This window comes from Pseudovibrio sp. POLY-S9 (assembly GCF_001431305.1).
Lineage (GTDB): Bacteria > Pseudomonadota > Alphaproteobacteria > Rhizobiales > Stappiaceae > Pseudovibrio.
Map to the genome: position 1 here is coordinate 27,244 of NZ_LCWX01000145.1, position 20,058 is coordinate 47,301.

The window sequence follows — 20,058 nt, forward strand, 5'->3', positions numbered from 1 at the left end:
GGCTCTTTTCGCTTCCTACCGTCATAATTGTGTACCGACACATCATCTACCCTAAGGTAAGGTGTTATGACGGTGGGAGGGTACAATGGCAGTTGAAACTGAGAATCTGAAATTCCTTGTTGGTCCGAAGACAGTCCTCGATCATTTAGAGGATAACCCGCTGGATGATCTTGAGGGCGAGATTATCGGGTTTATTGATGCTGCAGAGCGCTCGCTCGACATAGCAATTCAAGAAATAGACAATAAACGCATAACCAACGCACTTATCAACGCAAAGCGGCGCGGGGTGCGGGTGCGAGTGGTATCCGAGGCGGATTACTTAAGTGTGGATGAGCCTGCTGAAGACCCGCATTCGAGCGACCCTCGTGTTGAGAACGAGGTGAACCGGCAACTTCATGCGGCGTTGCTGCGCTCTAAGGTATGGGTTCGGACTGACTTTAACCCACGGATATTCCATCAGAAATTTATCATTCGCGATGGCAATTCTGTTCTGACTGGTTCTACAAACTTCACTGAGACCGGCACACATCGCAACTTGAACCATCTTCTCATCATCAAGAATGAGAAGGTTGCCGATATCTTTGAACGGGAATTCAGGGAGATTAAACGGGGGCGATTTGGCCGATACAGCGTTGATGACAACGAAGCCGAGAACACGCCGAAAGAAGTGATTGTCGACGACATCCGCGTGAAAGTTTGCTTTGCGCCGGACCACGCGCCAGAGATGGAAGTCACCAAACAGATGACAAAAGCTAAGGAACGGGTAGATTTCGCGATTTTCACCTTCTCCAAAAGCTCCGGTATCGATGATGCCATGTTGCTGTTGATGGAGGCTGGACGAAAGGTACGTGGTGCGCTTGATGCCCGGCAAGGCGGTCAGGACTGGGCAGCGACCCAACCCCTTGCAGAAGCTGGTGCAGATTTGCATTTTGTTCGCGGATCAAGCCGAATTGGCAAGCTGCACCATAAGCTTATGGTGATTGATGATAGCATCATGATTGTCGGCAGCTTTAATTACACTGGCCCGGCGAACCGTTTTAATGATGAGAACATCGTAGTTCTGGGGGACTCAGTGGTGCCGACCGAGAACCAGAAACGGTTTGCTATGGCGGCGCGATTGGAGATTGACCGGATCATCAGTGATCACGGGCAGCCAATCATCATCAACTAAATTTGCGCAGGCATTTCGCAAAGGCGTGTATGTTTATCTTTTGGTAACCATTCAGCCAGATTTGGCGCTTACACTTTGCGAATGGCAAATTCCCTTGATAGCGGCGAAGACTTACTCATCATCTGCAAACCAGATGTTACCGCAGCGATTGAAGACTGGATTGATCATCTGGGCTCTGAACGACGACTGGCTGAACGGACACTGGAAGCGTATGAGCGCGATACCCGTCAGTTCCTGCGCTTCATGACCAGTTATGAAGGTGAACCGGTTGCTCTGCGGCATCTGGAGTCTTTGAAACCAAAGGACTTTCGCGCATTTCTGGCAACCCGCCGGAGGGATGGCGCGCAGACGCGGACGCTTGCCCGCGGGTTGGCTGGCATCCGCTCCTTCCTCTCGTTTCTGGAGGAGCGCGGTGAGGTGAATGCGGCTGGTGCTGCGGCTGTTCGTACGCCGAGACTTCCCCGCAGCCTGCCCAAGCCTATCCCCGTTGAGGAAGCCAAAGCGATTGTCAGCAGCGATCTCGCTTTCGAGGACACTCCCTGGGTTGAAGCCCGCAACGCAGCGGTGTTCACACTGCTCTACGGTTGCGGTCTCCGTATTTCTGAAGCGCTGTCTCTGACATCGGCCTCAGCACCGAAGGAGGGGGATAAGTCGCTGAAGATTCGCGGTAAAGGCAACAAAGAACGGCTTGTTCCGGTTCTGCCAGTGGTAATAGAAGCTATTGAGGCCTACAAAAAGCAGTGCCCTTACGATCTGTCGGGCAGCTCACCGCTGTTTCGCGGCGTTCGTGGTGGCCCGCTGAATGCGCGCATGATCCAGCTGGCCATGCAAAAAATCCGCAGTGCTCTTGGTCTACCAGACACCGCTACGCCTCACGCTTTACGCCATTCGTTTGCAACTCATTTGCTGTCTGAAGGCGGGGATTTGAGGAGCATTCAGGAGCTACTGGGGCACGCAAGTCTTTCTACTACACAGATTTATACGGAAGTGAACAGTGCACAGCTGTTGGACGCTTATGACAAGGCACACCCGCGTCGTTGATAGGTTATCCCCCTCCCGCACATCACCTTGATCTCCCTTAGCAGATCCCCTAGGTTCGTCGATGTGAAACGGGGTGCCCAACACGTGTGTTGTGGCTGAGATCATACTCGAAGAACCTGCTCTGGATAATTCCAGCGAAGGGAGCACTCACGCCGTGTTGGGGGATAGATTGTCTGGCAGTTTGCCAAGTCCCTGATACCAGCTCTCTTTCGCACAACAAGACCGAGGATAAAAATGGGTCGTGTCGAAAGCGCTTGCGCAACTCTTTCCGCAATTCGTGACAACAGTCCACTCGTCCATAACATGACGAACATCGTGGTGGCCAACACCACAGCCAACGCCCTGCTGGCCATTGGCGCCTCCCCTGCCATGGTGGATGGCACGGAAGAAGCCCCTGAACTTGCAAGTGTTGCAGGTGCATTAGTGGTCAACGTTGGCACGGTTACCCCTGCTCAGGCAGAGGCGATGAAGTTGGCAACTGCTGCTGCTCATAAGGCAAGTCGCCCTTGGGTGCTGGACCCGGTGGCGGTTGGAGCGCTGACCTTCCGCACCAAGCTTGCTGGTGAATTGCTGGTGAATAAGCCGAGCGTCATTCGTGGCAATGCTTCTGAAATCATGGCACTTGCTGGTCAGGGTACAGGTGGAAAAGGCGTTGATAGCACGGATAGCTCTCAGGCGGCTCTGGCAGGAGCGAAAGAACTGGCGAAGCAGACGGGCGCTGTTGTTGTCGTCTCTGGTCCTGTCGATTTTATCACTGATGGTGCGTGCACTGCTGAAGTCGCCAACGGGGATAAGATGATGCCTTATGTGACTGGTCTTGGCTGCACGGCAACAGCTTTGACTGGCGCGACACTGGCTGTTTGCGATGACCCGTTTGATGCTGCTGTTGATGCAATGGTCTTTCTCGGGGTTGTTGGTGAGATTGCTGCAAGAAATTCAGCAGGACCAGCAAGTTTGCAGCTGGATATTATTAACGGCCTCTATCAGCTGAACAGCGATATCCTCAACGCAACTGCACGGGTTGAAATGCATGAAACCGTTGCTTGATCTGTCCGTTTATCTGGTGCTGGGGCCGCAAGACTGCCCCGGTCAGGATCCCGTCGACATAGCAATCGCAGCCGCACAAAACGGCGCTACTGTTGTGCAGCTTCGTGACAAGACTGGCAGCACGCGCAAGCAAATTGAGCTGGCAGAGCGGTTGATGCAAGCGTTGAAACCGCTGAATGTGCCGCTAATCATCAATGATCGTGTGGATGTTGCGTTAGCCGTTGATGCGGACGGTGTTCATGTTGGGCAGGATGATATGGTTGCCACGAAAGCCCGGGAGCTGATCGGCTCTGATAAGTTGCTTGGTCTTTCGGTCAGCACTCAGGATGAGCTGGATGCTGCGGACATTTCCACCTGCGATTACCTTGGCATAGGCGCTTGCTTCCCGACGAACAGTAAGGATGATGCGGCTGATATGGGTATGCAGAGCTTTGCCGGTTTAACGGTTCAATCTCAGTTGCCTGTGGTCGGAATTGGCGGAATTTCGCTTGCGAATGCGGATCAGGTGATCAAAGCTGGAGCTGATGGGATTGCAGTTATTTCAGCAATCTGTGGGGCATCCAGTCCATCCGCAGCTACGCGCAAGCTTCAGGACATCGTCAAAAGCGTAAAAGACCTAGGGTGATAGGATAAAACACGCATTTACTCCTCGCAGAGCCCATTTACATTGATATATGAGAGGGCTAGGCGGGGAGCTTTTAGTCATGAAACTTAGACAAACAACATTTATGTGCATTTTCTTCTGCACGTTTGCTTTTCTTGTTTCAGCAGCTCAAGCTCAAACAGCCTGTGAAGTCCGCAAATCAGAGATGGCGGAGCTGGGGGACTGGGAAAATCCCAAAGCACGTTTGAAAGAGCTTTCTCAGATTGAAGTTGAAGGCCAGTGCCTTGATGGGCAACTGGTTGTGCGCGCCCGCGCATTTACCAGCTGCTCCCCTCGCGATTGCAAATGGGGTTGGGCTCCAGGGCAGCTTAGTTTTTCTGGTGTACTAACGTTCCGGTTTGGCGGCTTCTTCAAAGCGCAACACATTGAGCTTCGGCCAATGGGAGAGCGTATTCAGGCTTACGTGCGAACAGAAAACCACGATCCAACGTTTCCCAATAAGACACGCAGCTACATCCTTGTTCGCCAATAGCAAAAAAGCCGCCTCAGTTTCCTGAAGCGGCTTTTTCTTAATCTGGAACTTCCAGATTACATATGGATTGGCTTGGCGAATGTCGCCATAGCAGCTTCTTTCACTGCCTCAGACATTGTTGGATGCGCATGACAGGTGCGACCCAGATCTTCAGAGGAACCGCCGAATTCCATCAGAACACATGCTTCGTGGATCATTTCGCCAGCACCAAAGCCAACGATATGAACGCCGAGCACGCGATCTGTTTCAGCGTCAGCCAGCACTTTCACGAAACCGTCGGTGTGCAGCATTGCTTTTGCACGACCGTTTGCGGAAAACGGGAACTTGCCGGACTTGAATTTGATGCCAGCAGCTTTCAGCTCTTCTTCAGTTTTGCCAACGCTGGCCACTTCAGGAGAGGTGTAAACAACGCCAGGAATGACGTCATACTTTACGTGACCAGCCTGACCTGAGAGCATTTCTGCAACTGCAACACCTTCGTCTTCCGCTTTGTGCGCAAGCATTGGGCCTGCAATCACATCACCGATAGCAAAGATACCGTCAACGTTGGTTTTGTAGTGGTTGTCTGTCTTCACGCGGCCACGCTCGTCCAGCTCAACACCTGCTTCTGCCAGACCAAGACCTTCCGTGTATGGACGGCGACCGATTGCGACGAGAACCACGTCTGCATCCAGAGTTGCGGCAGCGGCTTCACCTGCTGCTGGCTCAACGGTCACTTCCAGAGCACGGCCTTTTTTCTGAACCGCAGTTACCTTGGAGGACAGCTTGAACTTGAGACCCTGCTTTTTCAGCATACGCAAGAACTGCTTGGAAACGTCTGCATCCATTGGGCCAAGGATCTTGTCCATGAACTCAACAACTGTCACTTCAGCACCAAGACGGGCATAGACGGAACCAAGCTCAAGACCAATAACGCCAGCGCCGACAACAGTCATGCGGTTAGGCACTTTTTCCAGAGCCAAAGCGCCGGTTGAGGAGACGATAGTTTTTTCGTCAATCTCGATACCTGGCAGAGGCATTACGTCAGAACCTGTTGCGATCACGATGTTCTTGGTTTCAACGATGGAAGTAGAGCCGTCTTCAGCTTTTACTTCTACGCGACCAGCGCCAAGCACACGACCAGTACCAGTGTGAACGTCGATCTTGTTCTTTTTGAAGAGGTAATCGATGCCGGTTACATTGCCGTCGATCACTTTGTCTTTGTGCGCCAGCATTGCCTTCCAGTCCACTTTTGGCTTGGAAGTTTTGATGCCCAGAGCTTCAAAGCTGTGGTTTGCTTCCTCAAACATTTCAGAAGCGTGCAGCAGAGCTTTGGATGGAATACAACCGATGTTCAGGCAGGTACCACCATGGGTCTTACGCTTCTCAACTACAGCAACTTTCATGCCGAGCTGAGCTGCCTTGATTGCACAAACATAACCGCCTGGGCCGGTACCGATGACGACGAGATCGTAGGACATTTGCAAATCCCTGTAAGTAGGCGGGAGAAGGCTGCAACGAAGAGAAGTGCGCCAATTTCCCTTAAAACAAATGTGCCCGGCCAGTGCCGGGCACGTTTACATCAGAGGTCCAGAATCAGACGCTGTGGATCTTCAAGGCTCTCTTTAACGCGAACCAGGAAGGTCACTGCCTCTTTGCCGTCAACGATACGGTGATCGTAGGACAGAGCCAGATACATCATCGGACGGATTTCTACCTGACCGTTGATCGCAACCGGGCGCTCCTGAATTTTGTGCATGCCGAGGATACCGGACTGCGGTGCATTCAGGATTGGAGAGGACATCAGGGAGCCGTAGACGCCACCATTGGAAACGGTGAAGGTACCACCCTGCATGTCTGCCATGGAGAGCTTGCCATCACGGCCTTTACGACCGAGGTTGCCGATTTCTTTTTCGATTTCAGCAATAGACATCTGGTCTGCATCACGAACAACAGGAACCACAAGACCCTTCGGAGTGCCAACAGCAACACCGATATGCGCGTAGTTTTTGTAGATGATGTCAGTGCCATCGATCTCAGCGTTTACAGCCGGGATTTCTTTAAGAGCATGGGTAATTGCTTTGGTGAAGAAACCCATGAAGCCAAGTTTTACGCCGTGCTTCTTCTCAAAGATATCCTTGTACTGCTTGCGGAGGTCCATGATCGGCTTCATGTCCACTTCGTTGTAAGTGGTCAGCATAGCCGCAGTGTTCTGAGCATCTTTCAAGCGGCGCGCAATCGTCTGACGCAGCTTGGTCATGCGAACACGCTCTTCACGCACTTCGTCAGTCGGAGCCGAAACGGCGCGCACTGCAACAGGAGCCGGAGCGGCTGCCGGAGCAGCAGAAACGCCAGCAGCAACAGCTGCGAGAACATCACCTTTAAGAACCTGACCACGTTTGCCGGAGCCCGCAACCTGATCAGCAGAGAGGCCTTTTTCAGCCATCATCTTTGCTGCAGAAGGTGCTGCTGGCATGCTTGTGCCAGAAACAGTTGGCGCAGGAGCGGCAGCTGCCGGAGCAGCAGCAGCAACAGCTGTGCCGTCGCCTTTTGCGATTTTGCAGAGCAGGTTACCCGGCTCAACAGTTGCGCCAGTTGCCTGAGCGATTTCAACCACAGTACCAGCAACTGGGCTAGGTACTTCCTGAGCAGCTTTGTCTGTTTCCAGCTCAACGAGGATATCGTCAGCCTTTACAACGTCACCAACTTTAACTGACCATTCGCCAACTTCAGCTTCGGTAACGCTTTCACCAGCGTGTGGTACCAGAACTTCAACTGTTTCAGCAGCTGCAGCAGGCGCAGCTTTAGCAGCCGGTGCAGCTTCGGCAGCAGGAGCGGACACAGCACCAGCTGCGCCCTCTGCGATGGAACCAAGAAGGGCGCCAACTTCAACAGTATCGCCTTCTTTCACATCAATGCTGTCCAGTTTACCGGCTACAGGCGCAGGTACTTCAACAGTTACCTTGTCTGTTTCCAGCTCAACCAGTGGCTCATCTGCATTCACTGCATCGCCCGGTTTTTTGAACCATTGAGCGATTGTTGCCTCGGTTACGGATTCACCCAGAGTGGGTACTCGAATTTCCGTCGCCATTGTCTCTATCTCTTTTCGTTTCAGGGCCCCTGAAAGGCCTGTCGGACTTACCTGATTACGAGGTACTTACTCGGCGAATGCATCGTCGAGGAAAGCTTGTAGCTGAGCCAAGTGCTTTGACATCAAGCCGGTTGCTGTTGCAGCAGCTGGTGGCCGGCCAACGTAACGCGGGCGATGCACTTTTGCATTCACATGCTCCAGAACCCATTCAATGTACTGTTGAATGAAGAACCATGAGCCCATGTTCTTCGGCTCTTCCTGACACCAGACTACGTCTGCATTCTTGAAGCGGCCCATCTCTACGCACAAGGACTTGGTCGGGAACGGGTAGAGCTGCTCAACGCGGAGGATGTAAACATCGTTGATGTTACGTTTCTCACGCTCTTCGAGCAGGTCATAGTAGACCTTGCCTGTACACAGGATCACGCGACGGATGTCTTCATCCTTCTTCAACTCAACAGTTGAACCTGGGTTCGTTTGAGCATCATCGTGAAGGAGACGGTGGAAGCTTTCGTCTGCGCCGAAGTCTTCCAGTTTGGAAACTGCACGCTTGTGGCGGAGCAGAGACTTTGGCGTCATCAGAACGAGTGGCTTACGAATGTCACGCTTCAACTGACGGCGAAGGATGTGGAAGTAGTTAGCCGGTGTCGAACAGTTGGCTACCTGCATGTTGTCTTCCGCGCACATCTGCAAGAAACGCTCAAGGCGTGCTGAGGAGTGCTCAGGACCCTGACCTTCGTAGCCATGCGGCAGCAAGCAGACCAGACCGGACATACGCAGCCATTTACGCTCACCAGAGGAGATGAACTGGTCGAACAGTACCTGCGCACCGTTTGCAAAGTCACCGAACTGTGCTTCCCACATGGTCAGCGCATTTGGTTCTGTCAGCGAGTAACCGTATTCAAAGCCCAACACTGCTTCTTCAGAAAGCATTGAGTTGATGACTTCATAACGGCCCTGCTTTTCACCAACATGGTTCAGCGGGATGTAACGGCCTTCGTCTTCCTGATCATACAGAACGGAGTGACGTTGAGAGAAGGTGCCGCGTTCACAATCCTGACCGGACAAGCGAACGGAATGGCCTTCTTTCAGCAATGCACCGAATGCCATTGCCTCACCCATTGCCCAATCGATACCTTCTCCGGTCTCGATCATTTTGGCACGGTTGTTCATGAAGCGGCGGATCGTGCGGTGTGCATTGAAATCATCAGGCACATTGGTCAGCTTGCCGCCGAGTTCTTTGAGTTCATCCATTGGAAGACCAGTCGAACCACGACGCGGCTCGTCAACTTCCTTCGCAACCTTCATCTTAGACCAACGGCCATCAAGCCAGTCGGCTTTGTTTGGCTTGTAGGTTTGGCCTGTTTCGAATTCACGATCCAGATGCGAACGCCAGTCAGCTTTTGCTTTATTAACGTCCTCAGCAGACATCAGACCTTCTTTGACCAGCTTGTCAGCATAGATCTGAAGGGTTGTTTCATGCTTGCGGATCTTGCGGTACATGATCGGCTGCGTAAACGCAGGCTCGTCACCTTCGTTATGGCCAAAGCGGCGATAACAGATGATGTCAATCACAACCGGACGTCCGAACTTCTGACGATATTCAGTCGCAATCTTTGCAGCAAAAGTAACAGCTTCCGGATCATCACCATTTGCATGGAAGATCGGCGCTTCAATCACTTTCGCGGCGTCAGAAGGATAAGGTGAAGACCGTGAGAAACGTGGGTTGGTTGTAAAGCCGATCTGGTTGTTGATGATCACATGGATCGAACCACCAGTGCGGTGACCACGAAGCGCGGACAGACCGAAACATTCAGCGACAACACCCTGACCAGCAAACGCAGCATCGCCGTGCAGAAGCAATGGGAGGACGTTGCTGCGGTCAATCTCCGATGTCTCTTTCCAATCAGAAAGCTGATCCTGCTTGGCGCGGACCTTACCCAGAACAACCGGGTTTACGATCTCAAGGTGAGACGGGTTCGCTGTCAAAGACAGGTGAACGTTGTTGTTGTCGAAAGAGCGGTCAGAAGAAGCACCAAGGTGGTACTTCACATCACCAGAGCCTTCCACATCATCAGGAGCGTATGAACCGCCCTTGAACTCATGGAAGATCGCGCGATGTGGCTTGCCCATCACCTGAGACAGAACGTTCAAACGACCACGGTGCGCCATGCCCAGAACGATGTCTTTAACACCAAGAGCACCACCGCGTTTGATGATCTGCTCAAGCGCCGGGATCAGTGCTTCACCACCGTCCAGACCGAAACGCTTTGTACCGGTGTATTTTACATCAAGGAACTTCTCAAAGCCTTCGGCCTCAACAAGTTTATTGAGGATCGCTTTCTTACCTTCTGGTGTGAAGGCAACGTGTTTGTCCGGACCTTCAATGCGCTCCTGGATCCATGCTTTTGCAGCAGGATCAGAGATGTGCATGAACTCAACACCAAGAGTGGAGCAATAGGTCCGTTTCAGAATTTCCAGCATCTCACGGATGGTAGCAAATTCCATACCCAGAACGTTGTCCAGGAAGATCTTCCGATCCCAGTCCGCTTCAGAGAAGCCATAGGTCGCGGGATGCAACTCTTCATGGTCACCAGGAACAGCAAGGCGGAGCGGGTCAAGATCAGCATGCAAGTGGCCGCGCATACGGTAAGCACGGATCATCATGATCGCACGAACACTATCGCGAGTTGCCTGCAGCACCTGATCTTCGGTTAGCTCAACACCATTCTTCTTGGCCGTGGACTTGATCTTTTTGCTGACTTCTTTTTCAGCGGGCCAGTCGCCATCAAGAGCTGAAACCAGTTCACCATTTGCTGGAACTGGCCAATCAGAACGCTGCCAGGTTGCTCCGCGAGCTTCCTTGATTACGTCTTCTGGATTGTCCTGAAGCGAAGAAAAGAATTCTTTCCACTCGGGGTCAAGTGAATTCGGGTTTTCCTGATATTGAGCATAAAGCTCTTCAATATAAGGAGCGTTGGCGCCGTAAAGAAACGACGTCAGCGCGAATACGTTGTTCGCGTCCTGCCGAGCCATCGTTTTTAAGCGGACTGTTGATCCGCCCTACTTTCTTTGGGCGGGTGTCACACACCACATACCCTTGGGTCCCGCGACTGACAGCAAGCCTGGGGACTTACTGCCTTCTCAAGACTGTCGATGAAAGTGATTCACCGACAGTCGATTTAGTATGCCTCCTAAATGGTATAGGAGGTGTAATTTTTAAGCACCCTGCTTCAACTCTTCGAGAAGAGCAACAAGGGTCTTGCCAAGCTTAGCTGGGGATGGAGATACACGGATGCCCGCGTCTTCCATTGCAGCAATCTTGTCGTCCGCTCCGCCTTTACCGCCAGAGATCACAGCACCTGCGTGACCCATGGTACGGCCTGGAGGCGCTGTACGACCAGCAATGAAGCCAACCATTGGCTTAGAACGGCCTTTTGCAGCCTGTTCTTTGAGCCATTCAGCTGCTTCTTCTTCTGCAGAACCACCGATCTCACCGATCATGATGATGGATTCTGTTTCTGGATCGTCCAGGAACAAGTCCAGCATATCGATGAACTCAGTGCCCTTTACAGGATCACCACCGATGCCGACTGCAGTGGACTGGCCGAGGCCTTCCTGCGAAGTCTGGAAGACTGCCTCATAAGTAAGTGTACCTGAACGGGAAACAATACCTACAGAGCCCTTCTGGAAGATGGAGCCAGGCATAATGCCGATCTTACACTGTTCAGGTGTCAGAACGCCTGGGCAGTTTGGACCAAGAAGACGGCTGTCGGATGCGTCGAGGCGAGCTTTAACCTTCACCATGTCTGCAACCGGGATACCCTCAGTGATACAAACGATGAAAGGAATGCCAGCGTCGATAGCTTCGATGATTGCTGCGCCTGCACCTGCTGGTGGGACGTAAACAACAGAAGCGTTTGCACCGGTTGCGTCTTTCGCTTCTTTAACGGAAGCAAAGATTGGCAGTTCAGCAGCAGATTCAAGTCCGGAAGACCAGGTTTCGCCGCCTTTTTTAGGGTGTACACCGGCAACCATTTGGGTGCCGAAGTATGCCAGAGCCTGCTCAGTGTGGAATGTGCCGGTTTTACCGGTCAGACCCTGAACGATGACTTTAGTGTCTTTGTCGACGAGGATAGACATTATGCGACCTCCTTCACAGCAGCCACGATTTTCTGAGCTGCATCGTCGAGATCGTCAGCAGGAATAACATTCATGCCGCTTTCGCTAATGATCTTTTTGCCAAGCTCAACGTTGGTGCCTTCGAGGCGCACAACGAGAGGAACCTGAAGACCAACTTCTTTAACAGCAGCCAGAACGCCTTCTGCAATCACATCACAGCGCATGATGCCACCGAAGATGTTGACCAGAATGCCCTGAACGTTTGGATCGGACGTGATGATCTTGAACGCAGAGGTTACTTTCTCTTTGGTAGCGCCGCCACCAACATCAAGGAAGTTTGCAGGTTCAGCACCATACAGCTTGATGATGTCCATGGTCGCCATTGCCAGACCAGCACCGTTCACCATGCAGCCGATGTTACCGTCAAGAGCAACGTAAGCGAGGTCGTGCTTGGAAGCTTCGATCTCTTTTTCGTCTTCTTCGGTTTTATCGCGTAGGGCAACAATGTCTTCGTGGCGGAACAGTGCGTTGCCGTCGAAAGATACTTTCGCATCCAGAACGCGCAGACGACCACTTTCCATAACGATCAATGGGTTGATTTCGAGAAGCGCCATATCCTTTTCTACAAATGCTTTGTAGAGGATTGGGAACAGCTTCATACCATCCGCGCGTGCTTCACCTTCAAGCTTGAGGGTGTCACAAAGAGCAGATGCCTTGTCTTCGGTCACGCCCTGAAGCGGATCGATTGGCAGAGTGAGGATAAGCTCTGGCGTATTGTGCGCAACTTCCTCGATATCCATGCCGCCTTCAGTGGATGCTACGAAAGCAACCTGACCACATGTGCGGTCGACGAGCAGAGAGAGGTACAGTTCGCGGTCAATGTCCGCACCGTCTTCGATGTAAAGGCGGTTCACGACTTTACCAGCATCACCGGTCTGCGCAGTCACCAGTGTGTTGCCGAGCATGTCAGCAGCGTGGGACTTTACTTCATCCAAGTTGAATGCAAGACGAACGCCGCCTTTTGCTTCCGGGCCGAGCTCTTTGAACTTACCCTTACCGCGACCACCTGCGTGGATCTGAGACTTCACAACCCACAACGGGCCTGGAAGGCTTTTTGCAGCGGCTTCAGCTTCATCAGCGGAGAAAATTGCAACACCTTCAGCAACAGGTGCGCCGTATTCCTTCAGGACCTGTTTGGCCTGGTATTCATGTATGTTCATCTGCCCTTCCCATTCTAAGGGGCCCTGCCGAAGCAGGGAGCTAGACTGGCAACGCCTAGAGCTGCCAGTCTTTCAGATCATAGCTTGCGTGGCTTATGCCAGAGCAGGCTGGATTTTCTTACAAGCGTCAACAAGGCCGTTTACAGAAGAAACGGATTTGTCGAACATCGCTTTTTCATCGCTATTGAGATCAATTTCAATGATACGTTCGATGCCGTTTTCGCCAATAACAGTTGGCACGCCAAGGTACATGTCTTTCTGACCATACTGGCCATCAAGGTATGCAGCACATGGAAGAACGCGCTTTTTGTCTTTGAGATAGCTTTCTGCCATTGCGATAGCAGATGCAGCTGGTGCGTAGAATGCGGAACCAGTTTTCAGAAGACCAACGATTTCTGCGCCACCATCACGGGTGCGCTGAACGATTTCTTCGAGACGCTCTGCTGTGAGCCAGCCCATTTTCACCAGATCGGTGAGTGGAACGCCAGCAACAGTGGAGTAGCGTGTCAGTGGAACCATTGTATCGCCGTGACCGCCAAGAACGAATGCGGTTACGTCTTCTACGGATACTTTGAATTCTTCAGCGAGGAAGTAACGGAAGCGAGCGCTATCCAATACGCCAGCCATGCCAACAACTTTGTTTGCTGGAAGACCGGAGAATTTCTGCAAAGCCCAAACCATCGCGTCGAGCGGGTTGGTGATGCAGATTACGAATGCGTCTGGAGCGTACTTCTTAATACCAGCGCCAACCTGCTCCATAACCTTCAGGTTAATTTCAAGCAGATCATCACGGCTCATGCCAGGTTTACGAGGAACACCTGCAGTCACGATGACGACATCAGAACCAGCGATGCCTTCATAGGTGTTTGTGCCAGACAGACCAGAGTCAAAGCCGTCAACTGGAGAAGATTCTGCCAGGTCCAAAGCTTTGCCCTGAGGCATACCTTCAGCGATGTCGAACAGAACGATATCACCCAGTTCTTTCAGACCAGCGAGGTGTGCAAGTGTGCCACCAATCTGACCGGATCCAATCAAAGCAATCTTGTTGCGCGCCATGAGGAGCTCCCCTTTACGTAACATAGAACCATGATATATGGTGCCTATTTGTCGCAGTGGGTAGCGGTTTTGACGGATGTGCGCAACCCAAATGAAGCACACATCCGCGTTATTTTCCGTAAAATGACGTTTTTTTAGCAGTTTGGATAAGCTCTCAATACGTCATTTCTGAATAAAATTAAATTTTTTCAGGTTTCGATATTATGCTCACGCATCAAGTACTCTTCCGAACGCATTTCGATCAAGCGCGAAGCTGTCCGATCAAACTCAAATGCTTCGGTTCCAGATGAGGCAACATAGAGCTCCTGCGGCTCTGCGCTTGCCTGAATCACGAGATGAACGTGATTGTCGTAGAGCGTATCAATCAGATTGATGAATCGCTTTGCTTCGTTCCTACGCGCCTTGTCCAAGACAGGTACACCTTCGAGGAAAACTGTGTTGAAAGCATGTGCAATACGCAGGTAATCAGAGGGCCCTAGCGGGGTGCAGCACAATTCCTGAAATGTGAACCAGGCAATCGCGCTACAAGTGCGGCTTACTGGTATTTTCCGGCCTTTGTTTTCTAACTCAACAAGATGGCATTGAAGGCCGTAGGTCATGCTGGCCCAAAGTTTCTCCATCTTCTGGAGGCTCTCAGAACCAAGCGGCTCGAGGTACGTATCTGAGCCGGAGAGCTTCTCAAGGCGGTAATCGGTTGGCGCATCCAAGTGAATGACACTCATTCGCTCATTCAAAGAACGGATGAATGGAAGAATGTGATTTCTATTCAGTCCGTCTTTATAGAGCTCATCCGGCACCACGTTTGAGGTACACACGACGACAACGCCAGCCTCGAACAATTTACCGAAAAGCCGTCCAAGCAACATGGCATCGGCGATATCGGTTACAGTGAATTCATCAAAGCACAGGAGACGCGTTGTGCTGATGATCTCCTCAGCAACCGGGATGATCGGATCGCGGTCTTTGATCGTTCCAGCACTGATCTGCTTACGGACCATGAATATGCGATCATGGATCTCCTCCATAAACTCATGGAAGTGAGAACGATGCTTTTTAGGTTCAGGGCTTAGATCGTAGAACAAATCCATGAGCATGGTTTTGCCACGCCCTACAGAACCCCAAACATACAGGCCTTTGATGTAGTCGGGCTCTTCTTTGCCTTTTCCGAACAGGCGACCTAACAGCCCCTTTTTCTCTTCTGGCTTCCGCTGCGCCATTTCTGCCGTCAAAGCATCCAGAGACTTTGCCACCTGAATTTGCGCTGGATCGGCTTCCAGGTCGCCCCGCGCGACCATCGCTTCGTAGTGGGCAAAGACGGTTGTTAGGTTAGACGTATTCTCAAGCACGGAGCTCACATTCCTTAAGCTGTATTTCAGAGGGCAAATCACGCCGATCCGATGGGCTATATTTGCCCATGGCATAAAGGAGACCGCTACCCAGACGCAAGTACAATAGGGTTTATTCGTAAAACCAACGTCTCACATCCGATCAACTTCTGCGGCGCACTTAAGCAAACACAAAAAGCGCTGCACCTGATATTGGCGCAACGCTTCGAAATTTATAGAATCATCAGATGATGATTAGCGGGCGAAGTTGATTGGAGCACCGTTCGCTGTTTGACCAGAGAAGTTGGTTCCAGCACCAGAGAGCGTCGCAACATTTCCGCCGCCAGCGTCTTTCAAGACAACCTGACTGCCATTCAGATTCCATGCAGAGATCTGAGAGAGCGTTGCATCGCTACAGCCGCGTGTGTTCGCACGGTAGCCGCCGCTCCACTTGGTCAGCGTCATGAAGAGCTTACAATTGTCGCCACCTGAAGAAACGCTCCAGCCGCCAAGCAGATCAGTACGGCCCACAGAGCCACCTGTTGCATTGACGTTTGGAGCAGGAGGTGCAGAAACAACCTGCGAATTAGCGTTCGCGTCCTGACCGTCAACCAAGATCTGGCCTTCAGAGCCTGGCTGACCAGGAGTGATCGGCGACAGGGTCTGACCTTCGATTGGAGAGATCGGAGAAGCAGGCAACGGAGAGACATAGCTACGGGTATACGTCGTCCGTTGGCACGCTATTGTGGAAAGTGCAATTACAGAAACAAATGCAATCGTCAAACTACGATTCATAGTGGTGTCATCCCAGCCTTGTGAATTAAGGCGTATTAACCATAAAGACCTTAAGAAACTGCCCCTAAAACAAGGCAGGTGAAAGGTTTACCACTCAAAAAAATGTGAGTTTCCCACTGAAACCCCTATTTCCTAAGGGAAACATGGGAAAATCTGACAACTCTCATAAAGCATTGGGCCAGCCAACCTTAACAAGCAGCACGCCAATTTAGAGAATCACTAGAAAAAACCTTAGAGGAGGTTGCAAGATCTATAGATTCTTTAATTTTGCGGAATGCATCTGTTGCCTCTTTTATGTTTCGTGGAACATCTTCATCTAGACAGATATCCCAGTTCAACTTTACTGGATGACCAGGCCACATTGGTTGCTTGTCAAGAAGCACACTCGTCTGAAGTCTTATTATGTAGTCAGGTTGAGGCGCATGGGGCAGCGAAAAAATCGTCCAGGGCTTCGGATGCAATCCTCCCTCATCCATACCGTTGGCGAAAAGAACTTTCTTGGTGAGCGAAACCATTTCCTCTCGTGGCAAGGGGCCACCAGAGAAGGCACGCAACTCTCCCATGGAGGTATGGTTTAAGTAGGCTTCTGCAGCCAGACTCAGAAATGAATTATCTACGCAAACAAACAGTACATTTGCCTTAGTCATAGGCACGTCTCCACTGGAGCGCCGGACAATGTCCAATCATTCGGTGTCACTCGATTCCAGCACTTCATAGTGCCCTTTTTCTTCGGATCGATGACAACCAGACGATGCGCTTAAAATAATTGCGATTAGAATTGGAATGAGCGAAGCCAAAGTGCGGAAATATTCGCAATGAAGGCTTCAAACCTAAGTGAACTCAGTTCACTTTGCTTCTTTATGCCTGTATAAAGGCTCCGATTTTTCTGAGTTTATTTGGAGCTGCACAATGTCTTTCCCTTTATGGACCATACTGATTGCCGGTCTGATGCCATGGCTTTCTGTTCTTCCTGCCAAATTTTCCCGCAAGTTCGACAACTCAAACCCAAGAGACCCAGAATATTGGAAAGAAGGATTTCGCTTGCGCGCGCGCTCCGCAGAGATCAACGGACTCGAAGCTTTCCCTCTTTATGCAGTATCTGTGCTCGTTGCCCTCGCCTATGGCGGTGACCCAGACTGGATTGAAAGATTGTGCGGTTTGTTCATCGCAATGCGCGTGCTGTACGTCGCATGCTATTGGCTTAACCGCGCCACTCTGCGTTCTCTTGTCTGGTTCGTTGGTTTGATTTGCGCCGTTGCGCTGTTCACGTCTCCGGCGTGGTCATAACAGCAAGCGCTGGGGGTCATAATCCCCGCGATTTCAAGGTATTGTGAGAAAGGTAAAGATCTTTCTCACGCAAACTGGCACGGTTCTGCTGTTTCTGCAGGACTACAGGTGAGAGAAGTAAACAGAAGGCCCTGTGAGACCCTTAGTTTTTAGGGATGACCGCCCATTTCAGGAAGAAACGATCAGCTTGGGCAGCCGTTTCCTGAGTAAACTGGCGACGACGGCGGGCCAGCAATGCAGGGCCAGCCTCCAATTCAGCCAAGATCAGATCATTGATAGCGCCAGCAGGGCGAACGACATCCTTGATCATCCCAGCCTCGCTACGTTCTACCAACTCCTCAATCTCACCACGTAGCACAGGGCGAATAAAGGTCGCCTCGGCAATATCTGAGAGGCGAGAAGGCGGAACGCCCTGATAGCGATTCTGATTGTACCAGCGCAACACTAATGATGAGCGGATGAGGTCATATAAGCGTTCAGGCACGATCTCGCCAAGTGACACACCGTCAAACCGGTGTTTCTGTCGCTCAATCCGATTGTAATGATAAAGCGCGAAGCGAACCGGGTCACAATGCTCAAGGGCAAAGGAGATCAACGATTTCGGGAACTCATCATGCCCCGCATATGGATCCTTCAACTGAACCCAATCAAGCGGTTCAGGATTGCCTTTTAACAGCGCAATGAGCGTTTTTTTCAAGTCCCAGCCAGACACATTTGCCGGGACATTCACATCAACATCTACCGTCTCATCGACCGGAAAAAGAGAAAGGTAGTGCTCAATTGATCGAATGTAGATGAACCGACAATTGGCATAGTGGGCTTCAGATTTTTTATGAAGATACAGGTGCGAAAGATCGCCCGCGTGCAGGACACGCAGATTTCTTTCGTTTTCCAAGTCACGAAAGCTCTTTTCCAGCTCCATAAAAACAGAAGAGCTTTCCGAACCAACCTGTGAAGGTGCACCCACCAATATTGCCTACCTGAAATCTAAGAGGCTTCCCCTCGTTGCACTTACCCTTGAACGCAATTCAGGGCAAGTGCACGCAAGCAGTTTGCTCTCTAAGTTTTAGGAAAACAGAGAGATTGGGTGAAGATACGTCACTTCTTATTTTGCTTCTGAAGACAGAGCATCAAATGCACTGAGCGCTTCTGCTGCGTACATGAGGGAAGGTCCACCACCCATGTAAACAGCCACACCGAGAGCTTCCATCAACTCTTCACGGGTTACACCATACTTGATGCAGGCTTTTGCATGGTATCCAAGGCAAGCATCACAGCGTGCAGCAACACCGATGGAGATCGCGATGAGCTCTTTTTGCTTCGGTTCAAGAGCGCCGGTTCCAATCGCGCTTTTCGCGATTTCGCCAAATCCCTTCATGACGCCAGGGATACCTGGGCGCAGTTCAGCGATGCGACCATCCGTTTGGGTGAGGAATTCTTGCCAATTTTCTACAGCCATGCTTCGACTCCTTTTATATTAGATATTACTAATACTAATAATTCGCAAAAATCCAACAATGACTAAAATCAAAGAAATTGCGCTTAGCACATTAATATCATTCGTGTTTTTACATAATTTGTCCGTTAATATGACGCATACGTCATTGCAATCTCTACTCAGCTATGATTACTGAAGGAACTCTCGTTTTTTCATTTTCGGAAATTGATATGTCCATCGCAGAAATCCTGACTGCAAAGGGCCGTGCTGCTGACCTGCTCGCTGCCGCCCGTGATGCATTCCTCACCCAAGGGTACAAGAAAACCTCGGTGAGCGAGATTGCAGATGCCTCAGGTATCTCAATGGCACACATCTATAACTTCTACCCAAGCAAGATAGACCTTGCCTGTGCTGTTGTCGCTGCAGAAGTCGTGAAGCTGGTTGCGCGCCTAGAAACAGCGACTGACCCCAACGCCAGTGCCTCAGCACGTCTGAGCAAGTTTCTCATGATGGAATTTGAAGAGACTTATCGCCTGTTGGAACTCAACAAGGGTCTGGCAGACTGCTTGCAGGTGCTGGAACAGAAGCGCCCGGAAGACTTTGAAGAACTGTTCCGGCTTGTGCGACAACCAATGCACACTATCCTGCATTCCGGCAACCTTGCTGAGGAATTTGACCTACGAGAAGTCAGTCAGGTGGCAAGACACATTCACGCTGCAACGATGAAGTTCCGCTTTCCTCAACTGCACAGCCACGAACCCTATGAGATACAGCGCAAAGAATGCATTGGCGTTATCAAGCTGGTTCTGCGAGGCGTTGAGCGACGCTAGAGAGTTGCTGACTTTTTTGTAAACCCACCATGAGCTCATTGACGGTTTCGTAGGGATTGCAGATATTTACCCCTTGAAACTAAGAAATCAGCACATCAGCGCTTGTCAATTTCAACTAGCCTTAACGCAAATTTTCCTTTTTAAAATCAAGCATTTATAAAGATCGCAGTTCTAGACTTATTTGTATCAAGTTACCTATCACGTCTGATTATTTAGCCGTGTCATCCTCTTGCGTATTTTGGGGGAACCAATGAGTCGCTTAAGAGTATTTGCGTTTGCGGTATTGGGATTGCTCGGCTTCAGCAGCCATTCCTATGCTGTTGAATACCCACCTGGTGTAGAGGTGGAAGAGCCCTATGAAGTTTACGAGGAAGAAATTGTTGATGGGCTGATCACCCCACCTGAATATGACTGGGATGGCTTCTATCTTGGTGTGCAGGGTGGCTGGGCCCGCCTTCATGGCACGAACCGCTTCAACAACAGTGGTACGCAGTATAACGGCGGGGCCGGTGGGGTATAT

18 protein-coding genes, 1 pseudogene and 1 riboswitch are annotated in these 20,058 nt (G+C 51.1%); of the genes and pseudogenes, 8 read left to right on the top strand and 11 right to left on the bottom strand.

Annotation, left to right across the window (positions count from 1 at the left end; translation table 11 throughout):
• Window positions 1–85 precede the first annotated feature (85 nt).
• From PPL9_RS12360 to PPL9_RS12380, 5 genes are all read left to right on the top strand, one after another.
• Entirely contained in the window at window positions 86–1,171 is a 1,086-nt protein-coding gene (locus tag PPL9_RS12360) for a phospholipase D-like domain-containing protein (protein WP_057462973.1), read from the top strand.
• 81 nt (window positions 1,172–1,252) lie between these two features.
• The gene (locus PPL9_RS12365) at window positions 1,253–2,212 is read left to right on the top strand and encodes a tyrosine recombinase XerC (RefSeq protein WP_057462974.1); all 960 of its coding nucleotides are present in this window, start codon (window positions 1,253–1,255) and stop codon (window positions 2,210–2,212) included.
• A gap of 59 nt (window positions 2,213–2,271) precedes the next feature.
• Window positions 2,272–2,374, top strand: a riboswitch (TPP riboswitch).
• Between the two features lie 72 nt (window positions 2,375–2,446).
• Window positions 2,447–3,259 carry a hydroxyethylthiazole kinase gene (gene thiM / locus PPL9_RS12370; RefSeq protein ID WP_057462975.1) on the top strand — a complete coding sequence of 271 codons (813 nt, stop codon included), beginning with the start codon at window positions 2,447–2,449 and terminating at the stop codon, window positions 3,257–3,259.
• The gene (gene thiE, locus PPL9_RS12375; protein ID WP_057462976.1) at window positions 3,243–3,884 is read left to right on the top strand and encodes a thiamine phosphate synthase; all 642 of its coding nucleotides are present in this window, start codon (window positions 3,243–3,245) and stop codon (window positions 3,882–3,884) included. The genes thiM and thiE overlap by 17 nt, the downstream gene beginning before the upstream one ends.
• A gap of 79 nt (window positions 3,885–3,963) precedes the next feature.
• Complete coding sequence (locus tag PPL9_RS12380; protein ID WP_057462977.1) at window positions 3,964–4,395, top strand: hypothetical protein; 432 nt, start codon at window positions 3,964–3,966, stop codon at window positions 4,393–4,395.
• 56 nt (window positions 4,396–4,451) lie between these two features.
• Here PPL9_RS12380 and lpdA read toward each other — a convergent pair whose 3' ends face one another.
• From lpdA to PPL9_RS12425, 9 genes are all read right to left on the bottom strand, one after another.
• On the bottom strand, window positions 4,452–5,855 hold the full coding sequence (gene lpdA / locus PPL9_RS12385; RefSeq protein WP_057462978.1) for a dihydrolipoyl dehydrogenase: 1,404 nt from the start codon (window positions 5,853–5,855) through the stop codon (window positions 4,452–4,454).
• A gap of 101 nt (window positions 5,856–5,956) precedes the next feature.
• Window positions 5,957–7,465 (bottom strand): 2-oxoglutarate dehydrogenase complex dihydrolipoyllysine-residue succinyltransferase, encoded by a 1,509-nt coding sequence (gene odhB / locus PPL9_RS12390; protein ID WP_057462979.1) that lies wholly within the window; start codon window positions 7,463–7,465, stop codon window positions 5,957–5,959.
• A 66-nt stretch (window positions 7,466–7,531) separates the two neighbouring features.
• Window positions 7,532–10,501, bottom strand: coding sequence for a 2-oxoglutarate dehydrogenase E1 component (locus tag PPL9_RS12395; protein WP_057462980.1), 2,970 nt, complete (start codon window positions 10,499–10,501; stop codon window positions 7,532–7,534).
• A gap of 183 nt (window positions 10,502–10,684) precedes the next feature.
• Window positions 10,685–11,608, bottom strand: a complete 924-nt coding sequence (gene sucD, locus PPL9_RS12400; RefSeq protein ID WP_057462981.1) for a succinate--CoA ligase subunit alpha — start codon at window positions 11,606–11,608, stop codon at window positions 10,685–10,687.
• Window positions 11,608–12,807, bottom strand: a complete 1,200-nt coding sequence (gene sucC, locus PPL9_RS12405) for an ADP-forming succinate--CoA ligase subunit beta (protein ID WP_057462982.1) — start codon at window positions 12,805–12,807, stop codon at window positions 11,608–11,610. Before sucC ends, sucD begins: the two co-directional genes overlap by 1 nt.
• Before the next feature lie 93 nt (window positions 12,808–12,900).
• Window positions 12,901–13,863, bottom strand: a complete 963-nt coding sequence (gene mdh / locus PPL9_RS12410) for a malate dehydrogenase (protein WP_057462983.1) — start codon at window positions 13,861–13,863, stop codon at window positions 12,901–12,903.
• Window positions 13,864–14,051: 188 nt separating this feature from the next.
• The gene (zapE, locus tag PPL9_RS12415; RefSeq protein ID WP_057462984.1) at window positions 14,052–15,209 is read right to left on the bottom strand and encodes a cell division protein ZapE; all 1,158 of its coding nucleotides are present in this window, start codon (window positions 15,207–15,209) and stop codon (window positions 14,052–14,054) included.
• Between the two features lie 234 nt (window positions 15,210–15,443).
• The gene (locus PPL9_RS12420; RefSeq protein ID WP_057462985.1) at window positions 15,444–15,983 is read right to left on the bottom strand and encodes an AprI/Inh family metalloprotease inhibitor; all 540 of its coding nucleotides are present in this window, start codon (window positions 15,981–15,983) and stop codon (window positions 15,444–15,446) included.
• A gap of 188 nt (window positions 15,984–16,171) precedes the next feature.
• A complete protein-coding gene (locus PPL9_RS12425) occupies window positions 16,172–16,630 on the bottom strand; it encodes a hypothetical protein (RefSeq protein ID WP_057462986.1) in 459 nt (152 codons plus the stop codon).
• A gap of 262 nt (window positions 16,631–16,892) precedes the next feature.
• Between PPL9_RS12425 and PPL9_RS12430 the strand changes: the two genes are divergently transcribed.
• Entirely contained in the window at window positions 16,893–17,270 is a 378-nt protein-coding gene (locus PPL9_RS12430; RefSeq protein ID WP_057462987.1) for an MAPEG family protein, read from the top strand.
• 142 nt (window positions 17,271–17,412) lie between these two features.
• Here the strand turns inward: PPL9_RS12430 and PPL9_RS12435 are convergent, their stop codons facing one another.
• Complete coding sequence (locus PPL9_RS12435) at window positions 17,413–18,237, bottom strand: nucleotidyltransferase domain-containing protein (protein WP_208989340.1); 825 nt, start codon at window positions 18,235–18,237, stop codon at window positions 17,413–17,415.
• Between the two features lie 138 nt (window positions 18,238–18,375).
• Window positions 18,376–18,729, bottom strand: coding sequence for a carboxymuconolactone decarboxylase family protein (locus PPL9_RS12440; protein ID WP_057462989.1), 354 nt, complete (start codon window positions 18,727–18,729; stop codon window positions 18,376–18,378).
• Window positions 18,730–18,938: 209 nt separating this feature from the next.
• On the opposite strand from PPL9_RS12440, the gene PPL9_RS12445 reads away from it, so the two are divergent.
• Complete coding sequence (locus PPL9_RS12445; RefSeq protein WP_057462990.1) at window positions 18,939–19,538, top strand: TetR/AcrR family transcriptional regulator; 600 nt, start codon at window positions 18,939–18,941, stop codon at window positions 19,536–19,538.
• A gap of 250 nt (window positions 19,539–19,788) precedes the next feature.
• Window positions 19,789–20,058 (top strand): annotated as a pseudogene (locus PPL9_RS12450) (porin family protein); the annotation flags it as partial.

Excerpts from the sequence above, each read along its gene's own strand:
- PPL9_RS12360 (WP_057462973.1), top strand. The coding sequence starts at position 86 with ATGGCAGTTGAAACTGAGAATCTGAAATTCCTTGTTGGTCCGAAGACA.
- PPL9_RS12365 (WP_057462974.1), top strand. The coding sequence starts at position 1,253 with ATGGCAAATTCCCTTGATAGCGGCGAAGACTTACTCATCATCTGCAAA.
- thiM (WP_057462975.1), top strand. The coding sequence starts at position 2,447 with ATGGGTCGTGTCGAAAGCGCTTGCGCAACTCTTTCCGCAATTCGTGAC.
- thiE (WP_057462976.1), top strand. The coding sequence starts at position 3,243 with ATGAAACCGTTGCTTGATCTGTCCGTTTATCTGGTGCTGGGGCCGCAA.
- PPL9_RS12380 (WP_057462977.1), top strand. The coding sequence starts at position 3,964 with ATGAAACTTAGACAAACAACATTTATGTGCATTTTCTTCTGCACGTTT.
- lpdA (WP_057462978.1), bottom strand. The coding sequence starts at position 5,855 with ATGTCCTACGATCTCGTCGTCATCGGTACCGGCCCAGGCGGTTATGTT.
- odhB (WP_057462979.1), bottom strand. The coding sequence starts at position 7,465 with ATGGCGACGGAAATTCGAGTACCCACTCTGGGTGAATCCGTAACCGAG.
- PPL9_RS12395 (WP_057462980.1), bottom strand. The coding sequence starts at position 10,501 with ATGGCTCGGCAGGACGCGAACAACGTATTCGCGCTGACGTCGTTTCTT.
- sucD (WP_057462981.1), bottom strand. The coding sequence starts at position 11,608 with ATGTCTATCCTCGTCGACAAAGACACTAAAGTCATCGTTCAGGGTCTG.
- sucC (WP_057462982.1), bottom strand. The coding sequence starts at position 12,807 with ATGAACATACATGAATACCAGGCCAAACAGGTCCTGAAGGAATACGGC.
- mdh (WP_057462983.1), bottom strand. The coding sequence starts at position 13,863 with ATGGCGCGCAACAAGATTGCTTTGATTGGATCCGGTCAGATTGGTGGC.
- PPL9_RS12420 (WP_057462985.1), bottom strand. The coding sequence starts at position 15,983 with ATGAATCGTAGTTTGACGATTGCATTTGTTTCTGTAATTGCACTTTCC.
- PPL9_RS12425 (WP_057462986.1), bottom strand. The coding sequence starts at position 16,630 with ATGACTAAGGCAAATGTACTGTTTGTTTGCGTAGATAATTCATTTCTG.
- PPL9_RS12430 (WP_057462987.1), top strand. The coding sequence starts at position 16,893 with ATGTCTTTCCCTTTATGGACCATACTGATTGCCGGTCTGATGCCATGG.
- PPL9_RS12440 (WP_057462989.1), bottom strand. The coding sequence starts at position 18,729 with ATGGCTGTAGAAAATTGGCAAGAATTCCTCACCCAAACGGATGGTCGC.
- PPL9_RS12445 (WP_057462990.1), top strand. The coding sequence starts at position 18,939 with ATGTCCATCGCAGAAATCCTGACTGCAAAGGGCCGTGCTGCTGACCTG.